Here is an 18,589-nt window from a genome sequence, read left to right on the forward strand (position 1 = left end):
GTGCGCTCATTCGCCTATGTGGTGCCCGACAGCGTCGCCGGGGCCGTCGATGCCCTGGCCGCCGCCGAGCCGGGCACGAGGATCCTGGCTGGTGGCACGACCCTGTACGACCTGATGAAGCTCGGCATCGAGGCTCCGCCGGCCGTCATCGACATTCACCGTCTCGCCGAGCTGACCGAGATCAGTACGGGTGAGGACGAACTGTCGTTCGGTGCGGGAGTGAAAATGGCCGAGGTCGCTGACCATCCGGTCGTACGCCGCGACTATCCGGCGCTGTCGGAATCGTTGTGGCGGGCGGCGTCCCAGCAACTGCGCAACATGGCGACGGTCGGCGGGAACCTGCTGCAACGCACGCGATGCGGCTACTTCCGCGGCGGAGCGGAGTTCCCCTGCAACAAGAGGAATCCCGGCAGCGGCTGTGCGGCTCTCGAGGGACTCGACCGTACCCACGCGCTGCTGGGCACCAGCGACACCTGCATCGCCACCTACCCGGGCGACTGGGCCGTAGCCCTGATCGCGTTCGACGCCGAACTCGACGTGGTCGGCCCGGCAGGCGAGCGGACGCTGCCCCTCGCCGAACTGCACGTCGAACCGGGAGACAACCCCCTGCTCGAACACACCCTGGCTCCCGATGAGTTGATCCTGCGGATCCGCGTTCCCGCGACACACGCCGGTCGTGGCTCCACGTATCACAAGATCCGTGACCGGGAGTCCTACGCCTTCGCCCTCACCTCGGCCGCCACCGCCGTGACGCTGGACGCACAGGGAATGGTCACGGACTGCCGGATCGGTCTGGGAGGCGTCGCCACGCGCCCCTGGCGGGCGACAGCAGCGGAACGCTCACTGACCGGCGAACACCTCACCAGGGAAACCGCCCGCCGCGCGGGGGAAGTCGCCTTCGCCGCGGCCCGCCCTCCTCGCACCGGCGCGTTCCGAGTGGAGCTGGGCATCCGCACCGTCACCGACGCACTGCTCACCGCCGGGAAGCGAGCCGCCCGATGAAGACCCCAGACCTGCGCCGCGTCGACGCCCACGAAAAGGTCACCGGCAGCGCACGCTACGGCGCCGACCGCGTCCCGGACGACCTGGCGTACGCCATGTTCGCCCTGGCCACGATCGGCAAGGGCCGCACCCTGTCCATCGACACGGCCGCGGCCGAGGCGGTCCCCGGTGTCCGTCTGGTCCTGACCCGGTTCACCGAGGACGAACTGCGCGGCGCCGGGTTCCTGATGGGCGGAGGTTTCGCCTTCCAGAGCCTGCAGCCGCTGCTCAGCGATGTCGTCGCCTACCGAGGACAGCCGATCGCGTTGATCGTCGCCGACACCCTGGTCGCCGCCACCGAGGCGGCGGAACTCGTCCGGGCACGCTACGAGACCGAGCCGTTCGCCGTCGGAATCGACGACGAAGGCGCCACCTCCGTCATCCAGGCAGAAGCCCTGCCCTGGTTCCCCGACATCAAGGTGGGCGACCCCGAGACCGCGTACGCGGCGAGCCCGGTGCAGATCGACGAGACCTACCTGCACCCGGCCCAGCACCAGGTCCCGATGGAACTGATCAGCTCGGTCGTGGAATGGCGGGGCGACAGGCTCGTAGTGCACGAGAGCACCCAGAACGCCGGCGCACTCCGCCACGGAGTTGCCACGCAACTGAACCTCGACCCGGCCGACGTCGAAGTGATCTCGCCCTACATCGGAGGCGGCTTCGGATCCCGCAACGCACTGCAACCGCACATCGGGCCACTGGCGCTCGCCGCACGCCGGCTGATGCGTCCGGTCAAGCTGGTCATTCCGCGCCCGCAGACGTTCCACACCGGCAGCTTCCGGCCGGTCAGCCGGCATCGCATCCGGCTCGGCGCCGACCCGTCGGGACGGCTCCTGGCCGCCATCCACGACGCGGAGCACCAGACGTCCCGCCACGACCTGTACCCCGCCATGTTCACGGAGATGACGTCGAGGCTGTACGCCGTACCCCACTTCGGGGGACGTCAGCGCCTGGTTCAAACTGATGTCCAGACGCCGGGATTCATGAGGGCTCCGATGGAGGGCCCGGCCAGCTTCGCGTTCGAGTCGGCCATCGACGCACTGGCGTACGCCACCGGCCAGGACCCCGTCGAGCTGCGGTTGGCCAACGACACCGCCACGGACCCGGTCACCGGTCTGCCCTTCTCCTCCCGCCACCTGGCGCAGTGTCTGACGCGGGGTGCGGAACGGTTCGGATGGGACAGACGCGATCCGCGGCCGGGGTCGATGCGTGCCGCTGACGGATCGTTCGTGGGCCTGGGCGTCGCTGTCGGCGCCCACCCGGTCCTGGTCGCTCCGGCCGTGGCCCGTATGTCCGCGGCGGCCGACGGCCGGGTGACCGTCGGCGTCGACGGCCACGAGATGGGGCAGGGCATCCGCTCGGCCATCGCTCTCCTGGTCGCGGAGGACCTCGGTGTTCCCGTGCGGGACGTCGTCGTACGGGTCGGTGACACGCGCTTCGCGCCGCAGCATCTCACCGCCGGTGCGTGGGGCACCGCGACCGCGTTGCCCGCCGTGCACAAGGCACTTGGCGAGCTGCGCAAGCAGCTCGGCGCGGGCGACACCGGGACCGTGGATGTGGCAGCGGCGGTTCGAGCCACCGGAGGCGGGTCGCCGGAGGTGGAGGTGACCTCCGTGGGACACGGCCAGCCCCCCGAGATGCTCGACCGCTCACGGGCCGGCCTGTTCTCCGCCGCCGGTCCGGTCTTCCCGGACTTCACGGTCTTCAGCTGGACCGCTCACTTCGTCGAGGTCCGCGTCGAGGCCACGACACGGCGCATCAGTGTGCCCAGGGCGCTCTGCGTGGCCGACTGCGGCAGGGTCGCCAGCCCGGTCACCGCGGCCAGTCAGGTCCGCGGAGGCGTGATCTGGGGCATCAGCCAGGCGCTCCGGGAGTCGAGCGAGGTCGACCCGCGCTTCGGCGGATTCCTCAACACCACGCTGGAGGAGTACCCCGTCGCGGTCAACGCCGACATACAGGAGATCGACTTCGACTTCATCGACGAACCCGACCTGCTCCTCAACGACATCGGGGTGAAGGGCCTCGGCGAAGTCACGATGATCGGCGCGGCAGCCGCTGTCGCGAACGCCGTCTTCCACGCCACCGGACAGCGACAGAACCAGCTGCCCATCCGGATCGAGCACGTGATGTAGGCCGACCGGGACGCACTCACATTCCAATTGGACGGAGAACAAGATCATGCGCATCGTTGCTCTAGAGGAACATGTCCTTTTCACTGATCTGACGCAGAGGATTTCCGCTGCGGACGTTGCTGCATCCGGATGGGTCCCGGCCGGATGGGCGCCCTCTGATGCAGACGAGGCGGCGAGTGCGCTCGACCGGGCCCTGGACGATACGCAGCAGGAACGCATCGGCTCGATGGACGAAGCCGGAATTACCATGCAGGTGCTGTCGGCCGTGGGCCCGGGCGCCGAGATGCTGGCCGGCGAGGAGGGTGTGAGCCTTGCGCGCGACTATAACGACCGACTGGCCCAGGTCGCCGAACGGCAACCGGATCGGTTCGCGGCGTTCGCGCACCTCCCCATGAAGGATCCCGAGGCGGCCGCGGACGAACTGGAACGGTGCGTGACCCGATTGGGCTTCCGTGGCGCCTCGATCAACGGGACCACCGACGGACTGTTCCTCGACCACCCGCGCTTCGCTCCGATCCTGTCGCGTGCCGAGGCCATCGGCGCCCCCCTCTATATTCATCCCGGACCCGCGCCACGTGTGGTGCGCGACATCTATTTCCAGGGACTGCCGGACTTTACCGCGTTCATCTTGTCCAATGCCGGTTTCGGCTGGCATGCGGAAACGGGGCTTCACATTCTGCGCCTGGCCGTGTCGGGTGCACTCGACCGAAATCCGGATCTGAAGCTGATCATCGGCCATATGGGCGAGCTGCTGCCGATGATGCTCCAGCGCGTCGATGCGATGTTCGGACCGGGAACGGCGATCGGGCTGAAGCGGGACGTATCGCAGACCATCTTGGATCAGGTATGGATCACGACCAGTGGTTTCTTCGACCAATCCGCGTTCCTTGCCGCCCTGACCGCTTTCGGTGCGGATCGCATCCTTTTCTCGGTCGATTATCCGTACAGCCCCAATGACGAGGCCACGGCGTTCCTCAACAGCTTGCCGGTTTCTCCCGCCGATCGGGCGCGGATCGCCCATGGCAACGCCGACGCGCTCCTTGGCTTGTCAGGAGCCTGATCATTCGCGCTCTCTCACACTCTCAAGGACTTTGGAGGGCACTAGCCTGCTCTCGGGGCATCAGCCAGGCGCTCCGGGAGTCGAGCGAGGTCGACGGGCGCTTCGGCGGATTCCTCAACACCACGCTGGAGGAGTATCCCGTCGCGGTCAACGCCGACATCCAGGAGATCGACTTCGACTTCATCGACGAGCCCGACCTGCTCCTCAACGACATCGGGGTGAAGGGCCTCGGCGAAGTCACGATGATCGGCGCGGCAGCCGCTGTCGCGAACGGGGTCTTCCACGCCACCGGACAGCGACAGAACCAGCTGCCCATCCGGATCGAGCACGTGATGTAGGCCGACCGGGATCACCAGAAATGCGCATCCGGGGCTTGAACGGGTGTGGTTCTGCACGGCGCAGGCCGCGTCCCCCAGGCGGTCTTCAATGCCACCGGCCTTGCCAGTCGTCGGTCCCCGTCCGACCGCCGGACCTACCAGGTTCGCCCCGCGTATGCGCTCAGCGTCCCCGCGTGGCGGCAACCCTCCCCTCCCTCCCCACGGCGAACCCGGAGAACGACCCATGCTGAACATCGCGGACACACTGCACCGCTGGTGCCGCGAGGCACGCCCCTTCGCCCTGGCCACCGTCGTCGACGTCACCGGCAGCGCGCCCCTGCCCGTCGGTACGTCGGTCGCGGTGGATGAGGACGGCAACGCGGTCGGCAGCATCTCCGGTGGCTGCGTCGAGGGATCCGTCTACGAACTGTGCCGACAGGTCCTCCACGACCAGGGTCCACCCCGGCGCGCCTGGTTCGGCTACTCCGACGACGATGCCTTCGCCGTCGGCCTGACCTGCGGCGGCGAACTCGACGTCCTCGTCCAGCGCTTCGACCCCGCGACCCGGCCGCATCTCGGCGCGGCCCTCGCCGAGGTTGCCGGGGGCCGACCCGCCGCCGTGGCCCAGGTCGTCGACGGGCCCGACGCACTCATCGGCGCCACCCTGAGCGTTCTCGGTGACAACTGGACCGCCGACGGGTCGCTGGCCGCAGGGCCGACGGGTCAGGCGGTGGCGGACCGGGCCACAGCCCAGCTGCGGGCGGGACGCACCGCGCTCGTCTCGCTCGGCGGGGACGCGGACACCTGCCCCGACCGGCTGTCCGTCCTCGTCCACGTGGCCGCGACCCGCCCCCGCATGCTGATCTTCGGCGCGGTCGACTTCGCCAGCGCACTCAGCCAGGCCGGCCGCTTCCTCGGATACCGGGTCACCGTGTGCGACGCCCGCCCCGTCTTCGCCACCCCCGCCCGCTTCCCGCACGCGGACGAAGTCGTCGTCGACTGGCCCCACCGCTATCTGGAACGCACCGAGGTGGACGAGAGGACCGCCGTCTGCGTCCTCACCCACGACGCCAAGTTCGACATCCCCCTGCTGCGGCAGGCACTCGATCTGCCCGTCGCCTACGTGGGCGCGATGGGATCCCGTCGGACGCACGACGAACGCTTGCGTCTCCTGCGCGAGGCGGGCGTCGCGCAGGACCGACTGGCTCGGCTGCGCTCCCCGATCGGCCTCGACCTCAGCGCGCGCACGCCTGAGGAGACGGCGATCTCCATCACCGCGGAGATCATCGCCCACGCCAACCAGGGCACTGGCCTGTCCCTGACCCTGGGCACGGGCCCGATCCATCGGCCGGGTCACCAGGCAGTCGACGAGCGTCGTGCACTCAACCCGCTACTGACGCCGTGACCTGGCGCGCCCTCCGGGACGGCCCCTCCCCCATTAGGAGTGATCATGACGACCTTTGCCTTTGCCGGCGCCGTCCCCGGGCCCGAATGCCAGCGCGGCCGGGACGACTGCACCCGCCACTCCGTCAGACCTTGGGGCAGGCCGGGTGATGCGACTGCTCACTCCCGTCGGGCACCGCTGGTCGGCGCCGTCTTCGCAGTGCAGCGGAGGGAGCTGTTGTCCGGAGGTTCGTTGCAGGGTCGGGCTTCCTCCGGACCGAAGGCCCGGATGTCGGATTTCCGGGATCCGGCGGCCGTGGCTGGCCTCGGCTCCCCGGCAAGCCGGAACGTTGCGGCGGAAGCCGGCCGATCACAGCGCCCGGCGCTTGAGGGAGAGAGTCTTTCGTGAACGTCACGACCACGGCGAACGCGCCGCAGGACCGGCGGGTGCCCACACTCGTCATGGCCTGCGTCGGCGTGTTCGTCGCCTATCTGCCGGTGACCACCGTCTCGGCGAGCCTGCCCGCCATTCAGCGGGCACTGGACACATCGACCTCGCAGCTGTCCTGGGTGAGCGTCGCGTTCGTGCTGCCCATGGCCGCGCTCATCCTCACCGCGGGCGTCTTCGGTGACGTACATGGCCGTAAGAAGGTGTTCCAGGCGGGCCTGGCCTTCAGCGGTCTGGGTGCCCTGATCGCGCTGTGCGCCCAGTCGATCGAGGTCGTCTGGGCCGGGCAGGTCTTCGCCGGTCTGGGTGCGGCCGCGTTGTTGCCCACGACCCTGGCCCTGATCAGCCACGCCGTTCCCGACCCGCGCGAGCGCGGGAGGTTCATCGGCGTGTGGGCGACCTCCCTGATAGCCGCCCTCGCATTCGGCCCCGTCATCGCGGGCGTGATCCTCGACCACTTCGCGTGGCGCTGGCTCTACGCGCTGCCCGTCCCCGCCTCGCTGCTCGCGCTGGTCGTCTCGACGAAGCTGCTCACCGACTCCCGTGCCCCAGGCACGCGCCGACTGGACTGGCCCGGCCAGCTCACCTCCGCGCTGGCGATCACCGCTCTGGTCTACGGGATCATCGAGGGCGGCGCCAACTCCTTCACCGACACCAAGGTGATGCTTGCCCTGTTCATTGCCGTTGTCGCATCGGTCGCTTTCGTGCTGGTGGAGCGGCACAGCTCCAGCCCGATGCTGGACCTGACACTGTTCCGCAGCCCCTCCTTCACCGCTACCGCGCTGATCGCCATGATCAGCTTCCTCGGGCTCATCGGGTTCTTCTTCGCCCTCAGCCTCTACTTCGGCATGGTCCAGCAGCTCAGCACCCTCGAATCGGCCTGGCGGCTGCTGATGGTGTGCATAGTTCCGCTGGTCCTCGGTGTCCCCATGGGGCGCCTGGTGCACCGCGTGTCTCCTCGGGTGCTGATTCCCGGCGGCCTGCTGGTCGCGGCGGTCGCGCTGCTGTCGCTGACCACGATCGGCGCCGACACCTCGTTCGGTTCACTGGCCTGGCGGCTGGCCCTGCTCGGCCTGGGCGTGTCCTTCGTCCTGACCCCGATGACCGCCACCGCCGTCAGTTCAGTGCCGTTCCACCAGGCCGGTATGGCCGCTGCCGCCAACAACGCCTTCCGTCAGCTCGGCGCCGCCCTCGGCCCCGCTGTCCTTGGCGCGCTGCTGTCCTCTCGGGCCGTGGACGCGCTGCCCGGACACCTCACCGACGCGGGGCTGGGCGGGGCGACGGTCCGGCGCGTCACCGAGGCCGCGGACGCCGACGGACTGAGTGCGGTCGGCCGGCTTCCCCTGGGCGCGGACACCCCGCGTGTCCTCGGCGCCCTGTCGCAGGCGTTCATCGACGGTCTTCATCTCTGTCTGGTCGTCGCGGCCGTCCTGACCCTGCTGGCAGCCGCCGTGGGATTCGTCCTGCTGCGCAGGCCGCAGCAGTCGGCCCCACCGGCCGCAAGCCCGGCGGCCTCCGTCCAAGGGCCTCGCAGCCCCGACCTGCCCACCGCCGACGCTGGGACGCTGCCGGCCACCGGCAGCCGCCCCTCCTGAGCGTCGGCCCCGCACCGAGGTGACACCAGACGTACCGGCACGGCTCAGGAGCGGACAGCCGCCGAGCCGGTACAGGCGCCGTCCGTGGGGACGGGCACGGCGCCGCTCAGTGGCCTGGGACCGGACCCTTCCGGTCCCAGGCCACACAGCGCTGTCGTACGACATGACGTGAACATCACCCGCTCGAAACAGGAGCCATCGATGCAGTCCCCTTCGCCCGACGCGCTCGATCTGAAGCTGCTGCACGCGCTCCAGGTGGACGGGCGGGCGCCGTTCAGCCGTATCGCCGAGATCCTCGGCGTGTCCGACCAGACCGTCGCCCGCCGCTTCCGCAAACTGCGCACCACCGCCGGACTCAGGATCGTCGGTATGACCGACGAGAGCCTGCTGGGCCGCCAGAGCTGGATCGTCCGGCTGCGCTGCACTCCCGACGTGGCCGAACAACTCGCCACCGCGCTGGCCCGGCGCCCCGACACCTCGCACGTCGATCTCATCTCCGGCGGCACCGAAGTGCTGTGTGCCATGGAACCCCGCAGCCGACAGGCCCGCGACGAACTGCTCTTCGACCGCCTGCAACGCACGCCTCAGGTCATTTCGGTCAGCGCCCACTGCCTGCTGCACACCTTCTACGGCGGTCCCCTCGGCTGGCTCGACAAGACTCAAGCACTCGAATCCGGCCAGGAGGCGGCACTGCGTCTCCCGTACAGCGAGCCGGTAGCCGCCCCCATCGCTCTCGACGGAGCGGACGAGGCGCTGCTCGCCGTGCTGCGGCGCGACGGCCGGGCAACCTTCAGCGAGCTGCAGACCAGCACCGGCCAGTCGGAGTCCGCTGTCAAGCGACGCCTGGAGCGTCTGCGCTCCACGGGCATCCTCTACTTCAAAGTGCAGCATGACCGCGAATCCCTCGGACACGGCATCAGCGCGGTGCTCTGGCTCAGCGTCGCCCCCTCCGCACTCGACGCCGCCGGACGGAAACTGGCAGAACACCACGAGGTCCGCTTCGCCGGCGCCGCCACCGGCCAGGCCAACCTCCTCGCCACCGTCGCCACCTCGAGCACGAGCGAGCTCTACACATACCTGAGCGAGAAGATCGGCGGCCTCGACGGCGTGCAAGCCGTGGAAACAGCCCTGACCCTGCGGCATGTCAAGCAACTCACCTACGAGCCGAGCCGCTGACCGCCGAACGGCTACCAGCCGATCGAGATCGCATGGCCCCTTGCGTACGGACCGACGGAGCGACCCATCGTTGGGTGCTGCACCGTCGACGGACGCGCTCGTTACCTCTTCGTCTTGCCGAGTCGGGCTACAGGGCAGGCGGCCCGGCAGCGCGCGTTGCTGTCCAGAAGCCTCACGACCGCATTCTCATCGGCGACCACCAGCATCAAGCGGGCGCAGCGCTGCCGCAGAAGCTCGCGGACGCTGGAGCCGGCCGGGTCCCGCGCGGGTGCTGCGGTTCAACGACGGATCCGCCGTTACCGCACAGGCTGTGATCCCGGCCACCGGGGTCTCCTAGCGGCGGCTCCCTGCGCCCGGTCTGGAGGCGCTGACCGGCAGGGGCGCCTTCTACGGCTCAGCCAGAGACCGCCGATCCATGGATAAACCGTCCTCTCCCGCCCCTGCGCGGGCGCCCCTACGGTCGAGGCTGCGGGCGCCCACAGGCCCGCCGTACCGAAGGAGCAAGACCCCCATGAAGATCACCGGCAACACGATCCTGATCACCGGCGGCACCTCGGGCATCGGCCTCGGTCTGGCCCTGCGCCTGCACGAGGCCGGCAACAAGGTGATCGTCGCCGGCCGCCGCAAGGAACTCCTCGACGAGATCACCGCCGAGCACCCGGGCATCGACGCGCTCGTCCTCGACGTCGCCGATCCCGACTCGATCGCCCGGGCCCGTGAGACCGTGGCGGCGAGCCACCCGGGGTTGAACGTCCTGGTCAACAACGCGGGCATCATGCTGCGGGAGAACCTCCTCGACCCGGCAGGACTCACGGTCGCCGAGGATCACGTCGCGACCAATCTGCTCGGCACGATCCGGATGACGTACGCCTTCCTGCCCCTGCTCGCGGGCAAGGACGACGCGGTCGTCGTGAATGTCACCTCGGCGCTGGCGTTCGTTCCGTTCCCGAGCACCCCGACCTACAGCGCGACCAAGGCCGCGCTGCACTCCTTCTCCGAGAGCCTGCGCATCCAGCTCGCCGGTGCCGACGCCGGCGTCCAGGTGATCGAGGTGGTCCCGCCGGGCGTGCGCACGACCCTGATGGGCCAGCAGGACAACGAACATTCCATGCCGTTGGACGACTTCCTCACCCAGGCCCTCGACCTGCTGCGCGAGACGCCCGACGCGAAGGAGATCGTCGTCGAGCCCGCCAGGTTCATCCGCGACGCGGTGGCCACCGGCACCTACGACGACGTCCTCGCCATGATCAGCGGCAGCTGACCGACCTGCGGCAGCCGCGGAACAACAGCACGCGAGCGCCGTCACACGAGGAACCTCGTCGTATCGGCCAGGCCGGGCGACGAGGCCCGGGCAAAGCGTCAGGTGTTCTCGACGGAGACCGTCGCCGCAGGCCGTCTTCCATGCCGACGGCCTGCGGCGTACCGCCGACAGCCGGCGAATTTCCCAGCGGGTCACGCAGGGGCAGGTGACCATCGGGTCGTCTCGCTGCACGCGCCCTCGCATCGGCCGTGTGGGCGGCTTCGCGCGGATGGGAGGGCAGGGGAGGGCTCAGCCATGGATCGGCGGTCTCTGGATAGCCGGGCGGGATGCGGCGAGGATGGTGGGCATGGACAAGAAGGAACTGGCGGAATTCCTGCGCCACCGGCGTGAGGCACTGCGCCCGGGTGACGTCGGGCTGGTGGAGGGGCCGCGCAGGCGTACCCGGGGCCTGCGGCGCGAGGAGGTCGCCCAGCTCGCCGGCATGTCCACCGACTACTACGCCCGCCTGGAACAGCAGCGGGCCCCGCAGCCCTCCGTTCAGATCACCACCGCCCTGGCCCGGGCGCTGCGGCTGACCCTGGACGAGCGCGACCACCTCTTCGTCCTCATCGGCCACAATGCACCAGCCCGTTTCCATCGCTCGGAGCATGTCAGCCCGACGCTGCTGCGGGTCCTGGACCGCCTTGACGACTCCCCAACCCTGGTGCAGACCGACCTGCTCGACACCCTCGCGATGAACCCCTTGGCCATCGCCCTGCTCGGCGACCAGATGCGCCACACCGGTCTGGCCAGTAGCGGCTACTACCGCTGGTTCATGGACCCGGCCGAACGTCTGGTGTATCCCGAGGAGGTCCACGAACACCACGGCCGCGCCCATGCGGCTCGCCTGCGGGCCGCGCTGACCGCCGGCAGCGACACTCCCCGGGCCGCCCGGATCCTCGCCGAACTCCAGGAACGCAGCCCCGAGTTCGTCCGCATGTGGGAACTTCAGGAGGTCGCGCAGAGCTACGAGGATTGCAAGACCATCCTCCATCCCGAACTCGGCCGCATCGACGTCGATGCCCAGCTCCTGTTCACCGAGAACCGCGCCCAGACTCTGGTGGTGCTGACCACTCGCCCCGGCACGGAGAGCCACAGCAAACTCGAACTGCTCTCCGTCATAGGGCACCAGCAGCTCACTTCCTGACGTCCTGGGCCGGGGGACGGGCCGGGCTCGGCGCTGGGGGCCACCAAAGTGGAGACCTGTGTGCCGAATCCGGTCAGGGGCACTGGTGATGCACGTGGGTCACGGTCCAGGCCACCGGAAGTCGTCGGGACCGGCGGCGCGGCACCCCGCGCACCCACTTCCGCACGGCTCTTGTCCTGCGCGCTGCTGCCAGACAGAGGCCCCCTGGGCTGTCCGAACTCCGTGGTCGCGCCGCCGGTTTGACCGGATGCGACCGCTGGATCACGGCAGGCAGGAGGGTGCATGAGCGCCGGTGAACAGCGGGGACGCAAGCCCTGCGCGGACGTCTAGCGCAACCGCGCGGCCCTTCTGAGCGCACCCAGATTCTGGCTGGAACGTCCGGCCGCGCGGCTCGTGGACGACACCGGCTTCGGCCCCTTCGACACCCGCACACTGGCCGACCTCTGACGCCGGCAGCCGAATAGCCCCGCCTACTACGCCCAACTGACCCTCACCGAGCTACCCGCGGCCGACCGCGTCAAGGCCGCGGGCATGCGCGACAGCGTCCCGGAACGCCTCGCCGCCCTCCCGGCCACGGCCACCCTGGAGGACGTCGTCGGGATGAACCGCACCGCCCACCGCTGAGTCACCCGACGCGACTCTCGCGCACGCGACGGCACGAAAGCGGCAACGCCGGCACACCACGAATACACACGACGAGGTGCGCTCACTTCGGCAAGGTCGCCATCACCCACTTACACCACCGCGCCCGCGGTCGGCCGCAGTCCCGGTCGCACCGCTGGGACCAAGCCCCGGAACCTCGATCACCGACACCGGGGTTCCGTTCGGACAAGGAGTTTCATTATTAAGATCGGCATTATCGGCACCGGGAACATCGGCAAGACGTTGACCAGGCGGTTGAGCGCGGCCGGGCACGAGGTAAAGGCGGCCAACTCGCGCGGCCCGGAGACGATCGAGGCGGACGTGCTGGCCTCGGGCGGACGCGCGGTGACCGCGGCGCAAGCCGTAGTGGACGTCGACGCCGTAATCCTCTCCATTCCCTTCGACCGCATTCCGCAAGTCGCACCACTGATCGCCAAGGTGCCGGCTGACACGGTGGTCATCGATACCTCGAACTACTTCCCGCGTCGGGACAACGGAATCGCGGCGATCGAGGCCGGCCAGGCCGAGAGCGTGTGGGCCGCGAAGCAGCTGGGCCGGCCCATCGTCAAGGCGTGGAACTCGATCGGAGCCGAGTCGTTCGCGCACAGGAACAAGCCGACGGGAAGTGCGGACCGCATCGCGCTCCCCGTCGCGGCCGACAGTCCGCGAGAGCGTGACCTGGCCATGGCACTCGTCGAGGACACCGGGTTCGACGCCTTTGACGCGGGGCCGCTCGCACAATCGTGGCGGCAGCAGCCCGGCACACCCGCCTACTGCACGGATCTCACCCGTCAGGAGCTGCCGGACGCACTGGCGGCGGCCGACGCGGCGCGATCACCGAAGTGGCGCGACCTAGAACTCGCCGTCATCCGAGAACGCTTCGGACCCGGCGTGCAACCAGACGCGGAATACCTTGTCCGCCTGAACCGCGCAATTTCCATGTGAGGAGGGACGTGTCGGCGTACACCTGAACGTGGCCCTGGCAAGATTTTCGTGAAGCGGGGCTGTGCCTCCGTGCGCCGGTGACGCTCCATCACGGGTAGCGGCGTCGGAGGTGGGCCATGAGGACGACTCGGTGGCGCAGGAGCGGAACGCCGGCGCGGCCGGCCATGATCCGTTTCTGGAGCTTCAGGTCCGTGATCCGGCCTTCGTTGACGCCGGAGTTGAACGGGGTGGTGATCCCCTGCACGACTGCCGGCTGGTCTTCGCGGATGGCGTTGGCCAGGCTCGCCAATGCAGACAGGCCAGAGCCCGCGAGTTGGTCGAGCCAGTCCGGCAGCGGGGCGGCGTCGCGGGCGTCGAGCATGGCCGCGAACTGCCGTACCAGAGTGTGGGTTTGGTCGAGCTCCGGGCAGTGTTCAAGCAACCGACGGAGTGCCGCGGTGGGGTGCAGGCCTCGCTTCGGCGGTGTGGTGGTGATCCACCGGGCGACCTGGCGGGGCGAGGGTGGCCGCTCGCGCGGTGTGTCGATCGGCAGACCGCGGCGTAGCGGCGCGATGGCCATCTTGACCCGTTGGTAGTGGCCGCCGTAGCCCTTGGCGGCAATCTCCTGGTGCAGCACGGTCGCGGTGTGCTCGCCTTCCTCCCACCGCTGCCTCAGATACTCCAGATACGGGTCGAGGCTCGTGGACCGGCGAGGCGGAGTGCGCCGTACGCACTCCTGCCAGCAGGCAGCGCGTGCGTACTTGGCCACGGTGCGGCGGTTCAAGCCGAGCTCGCGGGCTATCGCACTGAGGCTGCGTGCCGTGCCGGTGTAACTCTGGACGGTCTCGAACAGTCGCTTCGCGTGACGCAGGGCGGGAGTATCGGCCGCCTCGCACGGTTCGTCCGCCGGCGGTAGGGCCGGTTCGGGCTCACGTACTGCCGCGGCCAGGCAGCCGCGGTGGGCCGCGGCGATGTCCGAGACCCGCTTCGACAGCCCCTGCCACAGGTGAAAACGGTCGCTGACCTGCACCGCGTCCGGGGCTCCCTCGGCAATGCCCTGCCGGTAGACCAGCGAACCGTCCCGGCACACCACCTCGACGCCTGGATGCGCACGCAGCCAGGAGGCCAGCTGCCCGGCATCGCGCCCGGCCCACAACTCGATCGGCAGCCGCGTGCCGGCATTCACGAGCAGCGTGCCGTAGACGTCCGCGTACAACGCAAAGTCATCCACACCCAGCACCCGCGGTGTCGCGACCGGCGGAAGCCCCATGCGCATCAACTGGAACAGCACACTCGTCCGCGACAACGGCGACTTCAAGATGCGCAGAAGCCGGGACCCGCCACGGCCGGCCAGCAACACCCCGGCCATCTCGACCAGATGCTGCAGCAGCGGACTACGCCGCTGATAGCGCACCGTCAGCCCCTCCACCTGCTCGGCAAACGTCCGCCGACCGCAGTCCGCACTGTCGCAAAACAACCGCCGCACCGCCAGACTGATCAGCACCGGGCGGCCCCCGGCAGCGACATCGGCCAGCGTGCGGGAATACCGGCTGTGCACCCGCGCCGACTCGCACCGGCAATCCGGACACGCCACCATCAACTCGCGGGTACGGGCAGCGATACGGACCACGCCGCCCGCCACCCACACTCGTTCCACCCGCACCGCATCGAGGTGCGGCGACACAATTCGTACGAGGTCATCACACTCGCCGAAGGTCCCGCTACCCGTGACGGAGAGTCACCGGCGCACGGAGGCACAGCCCCGCTTCACGAAAATCTTGCCAGGGCCAGAAAACCCCGTCCCCCGACAGGACGGGGGCCGACGCGGTGACCCGTGAGAGACCCTCGTGTCCCGCCCCCGTCTCCAGCTGCTCCGCGACAAACGCCGCCACCCCCGGCGGCCGGTTATGAGACCCAGCGCTTGGTACCCGCCTTCTGATCTCCTGAAAGACAGTCAACTGCCACAGGTGTGACGCTGGGCAACAGGCGCCTCACCAGTCCCACCAGTGACGGCCACCGCGCCGACGGCCTCAAGCCCAGCCCCGGAAACGGCGATACTCCGCGGCCTCCTAGAAGCGATGTGGCCACGTGAGATGGATGACCCGCCGGGAAATGCGCCAGCCGTCATCGGTGCGTCGCAGGTCGTCGGCGTAGACGACGCTGGCGACACCGCCACCCTCCAGCAGGCTCAGACCTTTGGATCGGGCCCGCACCTCGTCGCCCGGGCCTTCCGACACGACGATGTTCGTCGTGTGGTGGGCTTTCGCGTGTCCGGGGGCGTTCATGAAGGCCGCGATCGCGTCCAGCCCGACGACCGGGTCACCGCCGAAGACGCTGCCGTCCCACACCGCGTCTTCGGTGAGGCATTCGCCGAGACGGTCCAGTTCGTGGTCGTCCATGATGTGCGCCCACAGCGCCACGGCCCTGCTGATTTCGACGGTGTCTTCATTCGTGGGTTTCACGTTCGGCTCTCCATTTTGTGCGTTGCTGGATCAGGCATTGGCGCCGCTCAGCATGGCCGGCACCGGGTCGTCGGCGCCGTTGGCATCTGCGATGCTCTCCTTCGCAGGGGCCGGGCGCGCCCGGCAGTCTCGACTATGGGGGTGTATCGGCGGGGGCGGGAGAGGATCACATATCCATGGACCGACGATCCTCCCCGGCCGGCCACCATCGAGTCGCCAGGACTCGAGGTGGGCGAAGGCGCGTGGGCTGGAGCGCGGAGACGGGCGTGATCGCGGTTGTACTGCTGGTAGTGCTCCCGAAGTTCACGGTGGCCGTAGTAAGGGGTACGGACGGTGGCGCCGGCGCTTCAGTAGGCGCGGCCGGGCGTGGATGAGCTACGAGACGTGCTTAACCAGCTCGTATGGGACGTCGAGCATGGGCTGCACAGGGGGCACAGCCGGGTACCGGGGTGCTCTGCGGCGTCCAGTGCCTGGTCCAGGGGCAGCAGCGGCGCCCCGGCGGGTGCTTCCTCGCAGTCGACGGCGCGGACGACGCCGCGGCCGGGGCCGCGACCGCCGTCCAGCTTCTGCAGGACCCAGCCCGACGGCCGGCGTTCGCTTCACGAGGCAGAGACCACCGATCCATGGATAAACCGTCCTCTCCCGCCCCTGCGCGGGCGCCCCTACGGTCGAGGCTGCGGGCGCTCACCGGCCCGCCGTACCGAAGGAGCGGGACCCTCATGAAACTGACCGGCAACACGATCCTGATCACCGGCGGCACCTCGGGCATCGGCCTCGGCCTGGCTCTGCGGCTGCACGAGGCCGGCAACAAGGTGATCGTCGCCGGCCGCCGCAAGGAGCTGCTGGACGAGATCACGGCCGAGCACCCGGGTATCGACGGGCTCGTCCTCGATGTCGCGGACCCCGACTCGATCGCCCATGCCCGCAAGACCGTGGCGGCGAGCCACCCGGGGCTGAACGTCCTGGTCAACAACGCCGGCATTCAGGTGCTGGAGAGCGTCCTCGACCCGGCCGGACTCCAGGTCGCCGAGGATCACGTCGCGACCAATCTGCTCGGCCCGATCCGGATGACGTACGCCTTCCTGCCGCAGCTGATGGGCAAGCCCGACGCGGTCGTCATCAACGTCACCTCGGCGCTGGCGTTCGTACCGCTCCCGTTCACCCCGACCTACAGTGCGACGAAGGCCGCGCTGCATTCGTTCTCCGAGAGCCTGCGCATCCAGCTCGCCGGTGCTGATGCCGGCGTCCAGGTGATCGAGGTGGTCCCGCCCGCCGTGCGCACGCCCCTGATGGGCCAGCAGGACAACGAGCAATCCATGCCGTTGGACGACTTCCTCACCGAGGCCCTCGACCTGCTGCGCGAGAAGCCCGACGCGAAGGAGATCGTCGTCGAGCGCGCCAGGTTCATCCGCGACGCGGTGGCCACCGGCACCTACGACGATGTCCTCGCCATGATCAGCGGCAGCTGACCGACCTGTGGCAGACGCGGAACAACAGCACGCGGGCGGGTCCTGGTGGGCTACATCATGGGCGAACGCGAGCTGGACCCGCCTCGGGGAGGCCCTCACCGAAGACGCGGAACGGTAAGGAAGTGACTTCGGCTTCGCCCCGGTCGTCGCACGGGAGGCGACCGGCTCCGTCCTGAGTGCCGATGGCACGTCGAGCGCCCCTCACACGACGGACATCGCCGTGTCGGCCAGGGCGAGCGGCGAGGCCCGCCGGTCCGAAGCGTCGGGCGTCCTCGACGGAGGACCGGCGCCGCGGGCCGGCTTCCAGGCCAACGGCCTGCGGCGCACCGCCGACAGCCGGCGAATTTCCCAGCGGGTCACGCAGGTCAGGTGACCAGCGGGTCGTCTCGCCGCGAGCGCCCTCGCGTCGGCCGTACGAGCGGCTTCGCGCGGGCAGAAGAGGAGGGCTCAGCCATGGATCGGCGGTCTCTGGATAGCCGGGCGGGATCCGGCGAGGATGGCGGCATGGACAAGAAGGAACTGGCGGCATTCCTGCGTCACCGGCGCGAGACGCTACGGCCCCGCGACGTCGGGCTGGTCGAGGGGCCGCGCAGGCGTACGCAGGGGCTGCGCCGCGAGGAGGTCGCGCAGCTCGCCGGCATGTCCACCGACTACTACGCCCGCCTGGAACAGCAGCGCTCGCCGCAGCCCTCCGTCCAGATCACCACCGCCCTCGCCCGGGCATTGCGGCTGACCCTGGACGAAAGCGATCACCTCTTCGTCCTCATCGGCCACAACGCCCCGGCCCGCTTCCACCGCTCCGAACACGTCAGCCCCACGCTGCTGCGGGTCCTGGACCGCCTGGACGACTCCCCGGCCCTGGTAACGACCGACCTGGTCGACACCCTCGCGATGAACCCCTTGGCCGTCGCACTGCTCGGCGACCAGACCCGCCACACCGGTCTGGCCAGTAGCGGCTACTACCGCTGGTTCATGGACCCGGCCGAACGACTGGTGTATCCCGAGGAGACCCACGAACAGCACGGCCGCGCCCAGGCAGCACGCCTGCGGGCCGCGCTCACAGCCGGCAGCGACACCCCCCGAGCCGCCCGGATCCTCGCCGAACTCCAGGAACACAGCCCCGAGTTCGTCCGCATGTGGGAACTCCAGGAGGTCGCCCGCTACGGCGACTGCAAGACCATCCTCCATCCCGAACTCGGCCGCATCGACGTCGACGCCCAGCTCCTCTACACCGAAAACCGCGCCCAGACCCTGGTGGTCCTGACCACCCGCCCCGGCACGGAGAGCCACAGCAAACTCGAACTCCTCTCCGTCATAGGACACCAACAGCTCACCCCCTGACGCCCTGGACCGGGGACCGGGCCGGGCTCGGCGCGGGAGGGGCCGGACAAGGGCACCTTGGGAATGCAGCCGCACGGCTTCTGCCCCGCTCTCCACGGCCAGATATGTCGGCCCCCTGCGGTGTCCGGGCTCCGCGCTCAGGCCGCCCATTT

15 protein-coding genes and 2 pseudogenes are annotated in these 18,589 nt (G+C 69.4%); 11 read left to right on the top strand and 6 right to left on the bottom strand.

Annotation, left to right across the window (positions count from 1 at the left end):
- The 3 genes from PV734_RS21590 to PV734_RS21600 are packed head-to-tail and all read left to right on the top strand — an operon-like array spanning position 1 to position 4,233.
- Positions 1-1,002 carry a xanthine dehydrogenase family protein subunit M gene (locus tag PV734_RS21590; protein ID WP_319291034.1) on the top strand — a complete coding sequence of 334 codons (1,002 nt, stop codon included), beginning with the start codon at positions 1-3 and terminating at the stop codon, positions 1,000-1,002.
- The gene (locus PV734_RS21595) at positions 999-3,173 is read left to right on the top strand and encodes a xanthine dehydrogenase family protein molybdopterin-binding subunit (protein WP_319291037.1); all 2,175 of its coding nucleotides are present in this window, start codon (positions 999-1,001) and stop codon (positions 3,171-3,173) included. The genes PV734_RS21590 and PV734_RS21595 overlap by 4 nt, the downstream gene beginning before the upstream one ends.
- 46 nt (positions 3,174-3,219) lie before the next feature.
- Positions 3,220-4,233, top strand: a complete 1,014-nt coding sequence (locus PV734_RS21600; protein WP_319291039.1) for an amidohydrolase family protein — start codon at positions 3,220-3,222, stop codon at positions 4,231-4,233.
- A gap of 41 nt (positions 4,234-4,274) precedes the next feature.
- On the opposite strand, the gene PV734_RS21605 is transcribed toward PV734_RS21600, so the two are convergent.
- Positions 4,275-4,628 carry a hypothetical protein gene (locus tag PV734_RS21605; protein WP_319291042.1) on the bottom strand — a complete coding sequence of 118 codons (354 nt, stop codon included), beginning with the start codon at positions 4,626-4,628 and terminating at the stop codon, positions 4,275-4,277.
- Between the two features lie 166 nt (positions 4,629-4,794).
- Between PV734_RS21605 and PV734_RS21610 the strand changes: the two genes are divergently transcribed.
- From PV734_RS21610 to PV734_RS21635, 6 genes are all read left to right on the top strand, one after another.
- Positions 4,795-5,955, top strand: a complete 1,161-nt coding sequence (locus PV734_RS21610; RefSeq protein ID WP_319291044.1) for an XdhC/CoxI family protein — start codon at positions 4,795-4,797, stop codon at positions 5,953-5,955.
- Between the two features lie 383 nt (positions 5,956-6,338).
- Positions 6,339-7,976: an MFS transporter gene (locus PV734_RS21615; RefSeq protein ID WP_319291047.1), complete on the top strand. Its 1,638-nt coding sequence runs from the start codon at positions 6,339-6,341 to the stop codon at positions 7,974-7,976.
- Positions 7,977-8,177: 201 nt separating this feature from the next.
- Positions 8,178-9,152 carry an Lrp/AsnC family transcriptional regulator gene (locus PV734_RS21620; RefSeq protein ID WP_319291050.1) on the top strand — a complete coding sequence of 325 codons (975 nt, stop codon included), beginning with the start codon at positions 8,178-8,180 and terminating at the stop codon, positions 9,150-9,152.
- 511 nt (positions 9,153-9,663) lie between these two features.
- Positions 9,664-10,413, top strand: a complete 750-nt coding sequence (locus PV734_RS21625) for an SDR family oxidoreductase (RefSeq protein ID WP_319291052.1) — start codon at positions 9,664-9,666, stop codon at positions 10,411-10,413.
- A gap of 346 nt (positions 10,414-10,759) precedes the next feature.
- A complete protein-coding gene (locus PV734_RS21630; protein ID WP_319291055.1) occupies positions 10,760-11,599 on the top strand; it encodes a helix-turn-helix transcriptional regulator in 840 nt (279 codons plus the stop codon).
- Between the two features lie 858 nt (positions 11,600-12,457).
- Positions 12,458-13,186 (top strand): NADPH-dependent F420 reductase, encoded by a 729-nt coding sequence (locus PV734_RS21635; RefSeq protein WP_319291340.1) that lies wholly within the window; start codon positions 12,458-12,460, stop codon positions 13,184-13,186.
- Between the two features lie 88 nt (positions 13,187-13,274).
- On the opposite strand, the gene PV734_RS21640 is transcribed toward PV734_RS21635, so the two are convergent.
- From PV734_RS21640 to PV734_RS21655, 4 genes and pseudogenes are all read right to left on the bottom strand, one after another.
- Entirely contained in the window at positions 13,275-14,849 is a 1,575-nt protein-coding gene (locus PV734_RS21640; RefSeq protein WP_319291057.1) for an ISL3 family transposase, read from the bottom strand.
- 385 nt (positions 14,850-15,234) lie between these two features.
- Positions 15,235-15,627, bottom strand: a complete 393-nt coding sequence (locus PV734_RS21645; protein ID WP_005474368.1) for a nuclear transport factor 2 family protein — start codon at positions 15,625-15,627, stop codon at positions 15,235-15,237.
- Between the two features lie 210 nt (positions 15,628-15,837).
- Positions 15,838-15,971, bottom strand: a pseudogene (locus PV734_RS21650) (IS5/IS1182 family transposase); the annotation flags it as partial.
- 3 nt (positions 15,972-15,974) lie between these two features.
- A pseudogene (locus PV734_RS21655) lies at positions 15,975-16,223 on the bottom strand (DUF6233 domain-containing protein); the annotation flags it as partial.
- 123 nt (positions 16,224-16,346) lie between these two features.
- Between PV734_RS21655 and PV734_RS21660 the strand changes: the two are divergent.
- Complete coding sequence (locus PV734_RS21660; protein WP_319291063.1) at positions 16,347-17,096, top strand: SDR family oxidoreductase; 750 nt, start codon at positions 16,347-16,349, stop codon at positions 17,094-17,096.
- 201 nt (positions 17,097-17,297) lie between these two features.
- Here the strand turns inward: PV734_RS21660 and PV734_RS21665 are convergent, their stop codons facing one another.
- Positions 17,298-17,456 (bottom strand): hypothetical protein, encoded by a 159-nt coding sequence (locus tag PV734_RS21665; RefSeq protein ID WP_319291065.1) that lies wholly within the window; start codon positions 17,454-17,456, stop codon positions 17,298-17,300.
- 144 nt (positions 17,457-17,600) lie between these two features.
- Here PV734_RS21665 and PV734_RS21670 point away from each other — a divergent pair, with 144 nt between their 5' ends.
- A complete protein-coding gene (locus tag PV734_RS21670) occupies positions 17,601-18,437 on the top strand; it encodes a helix-turn-helix transcriptional regulator (RefSeq protein WP_319291067.1) in 837 nt (278 codons plus the stop codon).
- Positions 18,438-18,589: the final 152 nt, after the last annotated feature.

The sequence above is a fragment of the Streptomyces sp. AK08-02 genome (genome assembly GCF_033795085.1).
GTDB lineage: Bacteria > Actinomycetota > Actinomycetes > Streptomycetales > Streptomycetaceae > Streptomyces > Streptomyces echiniscabiei.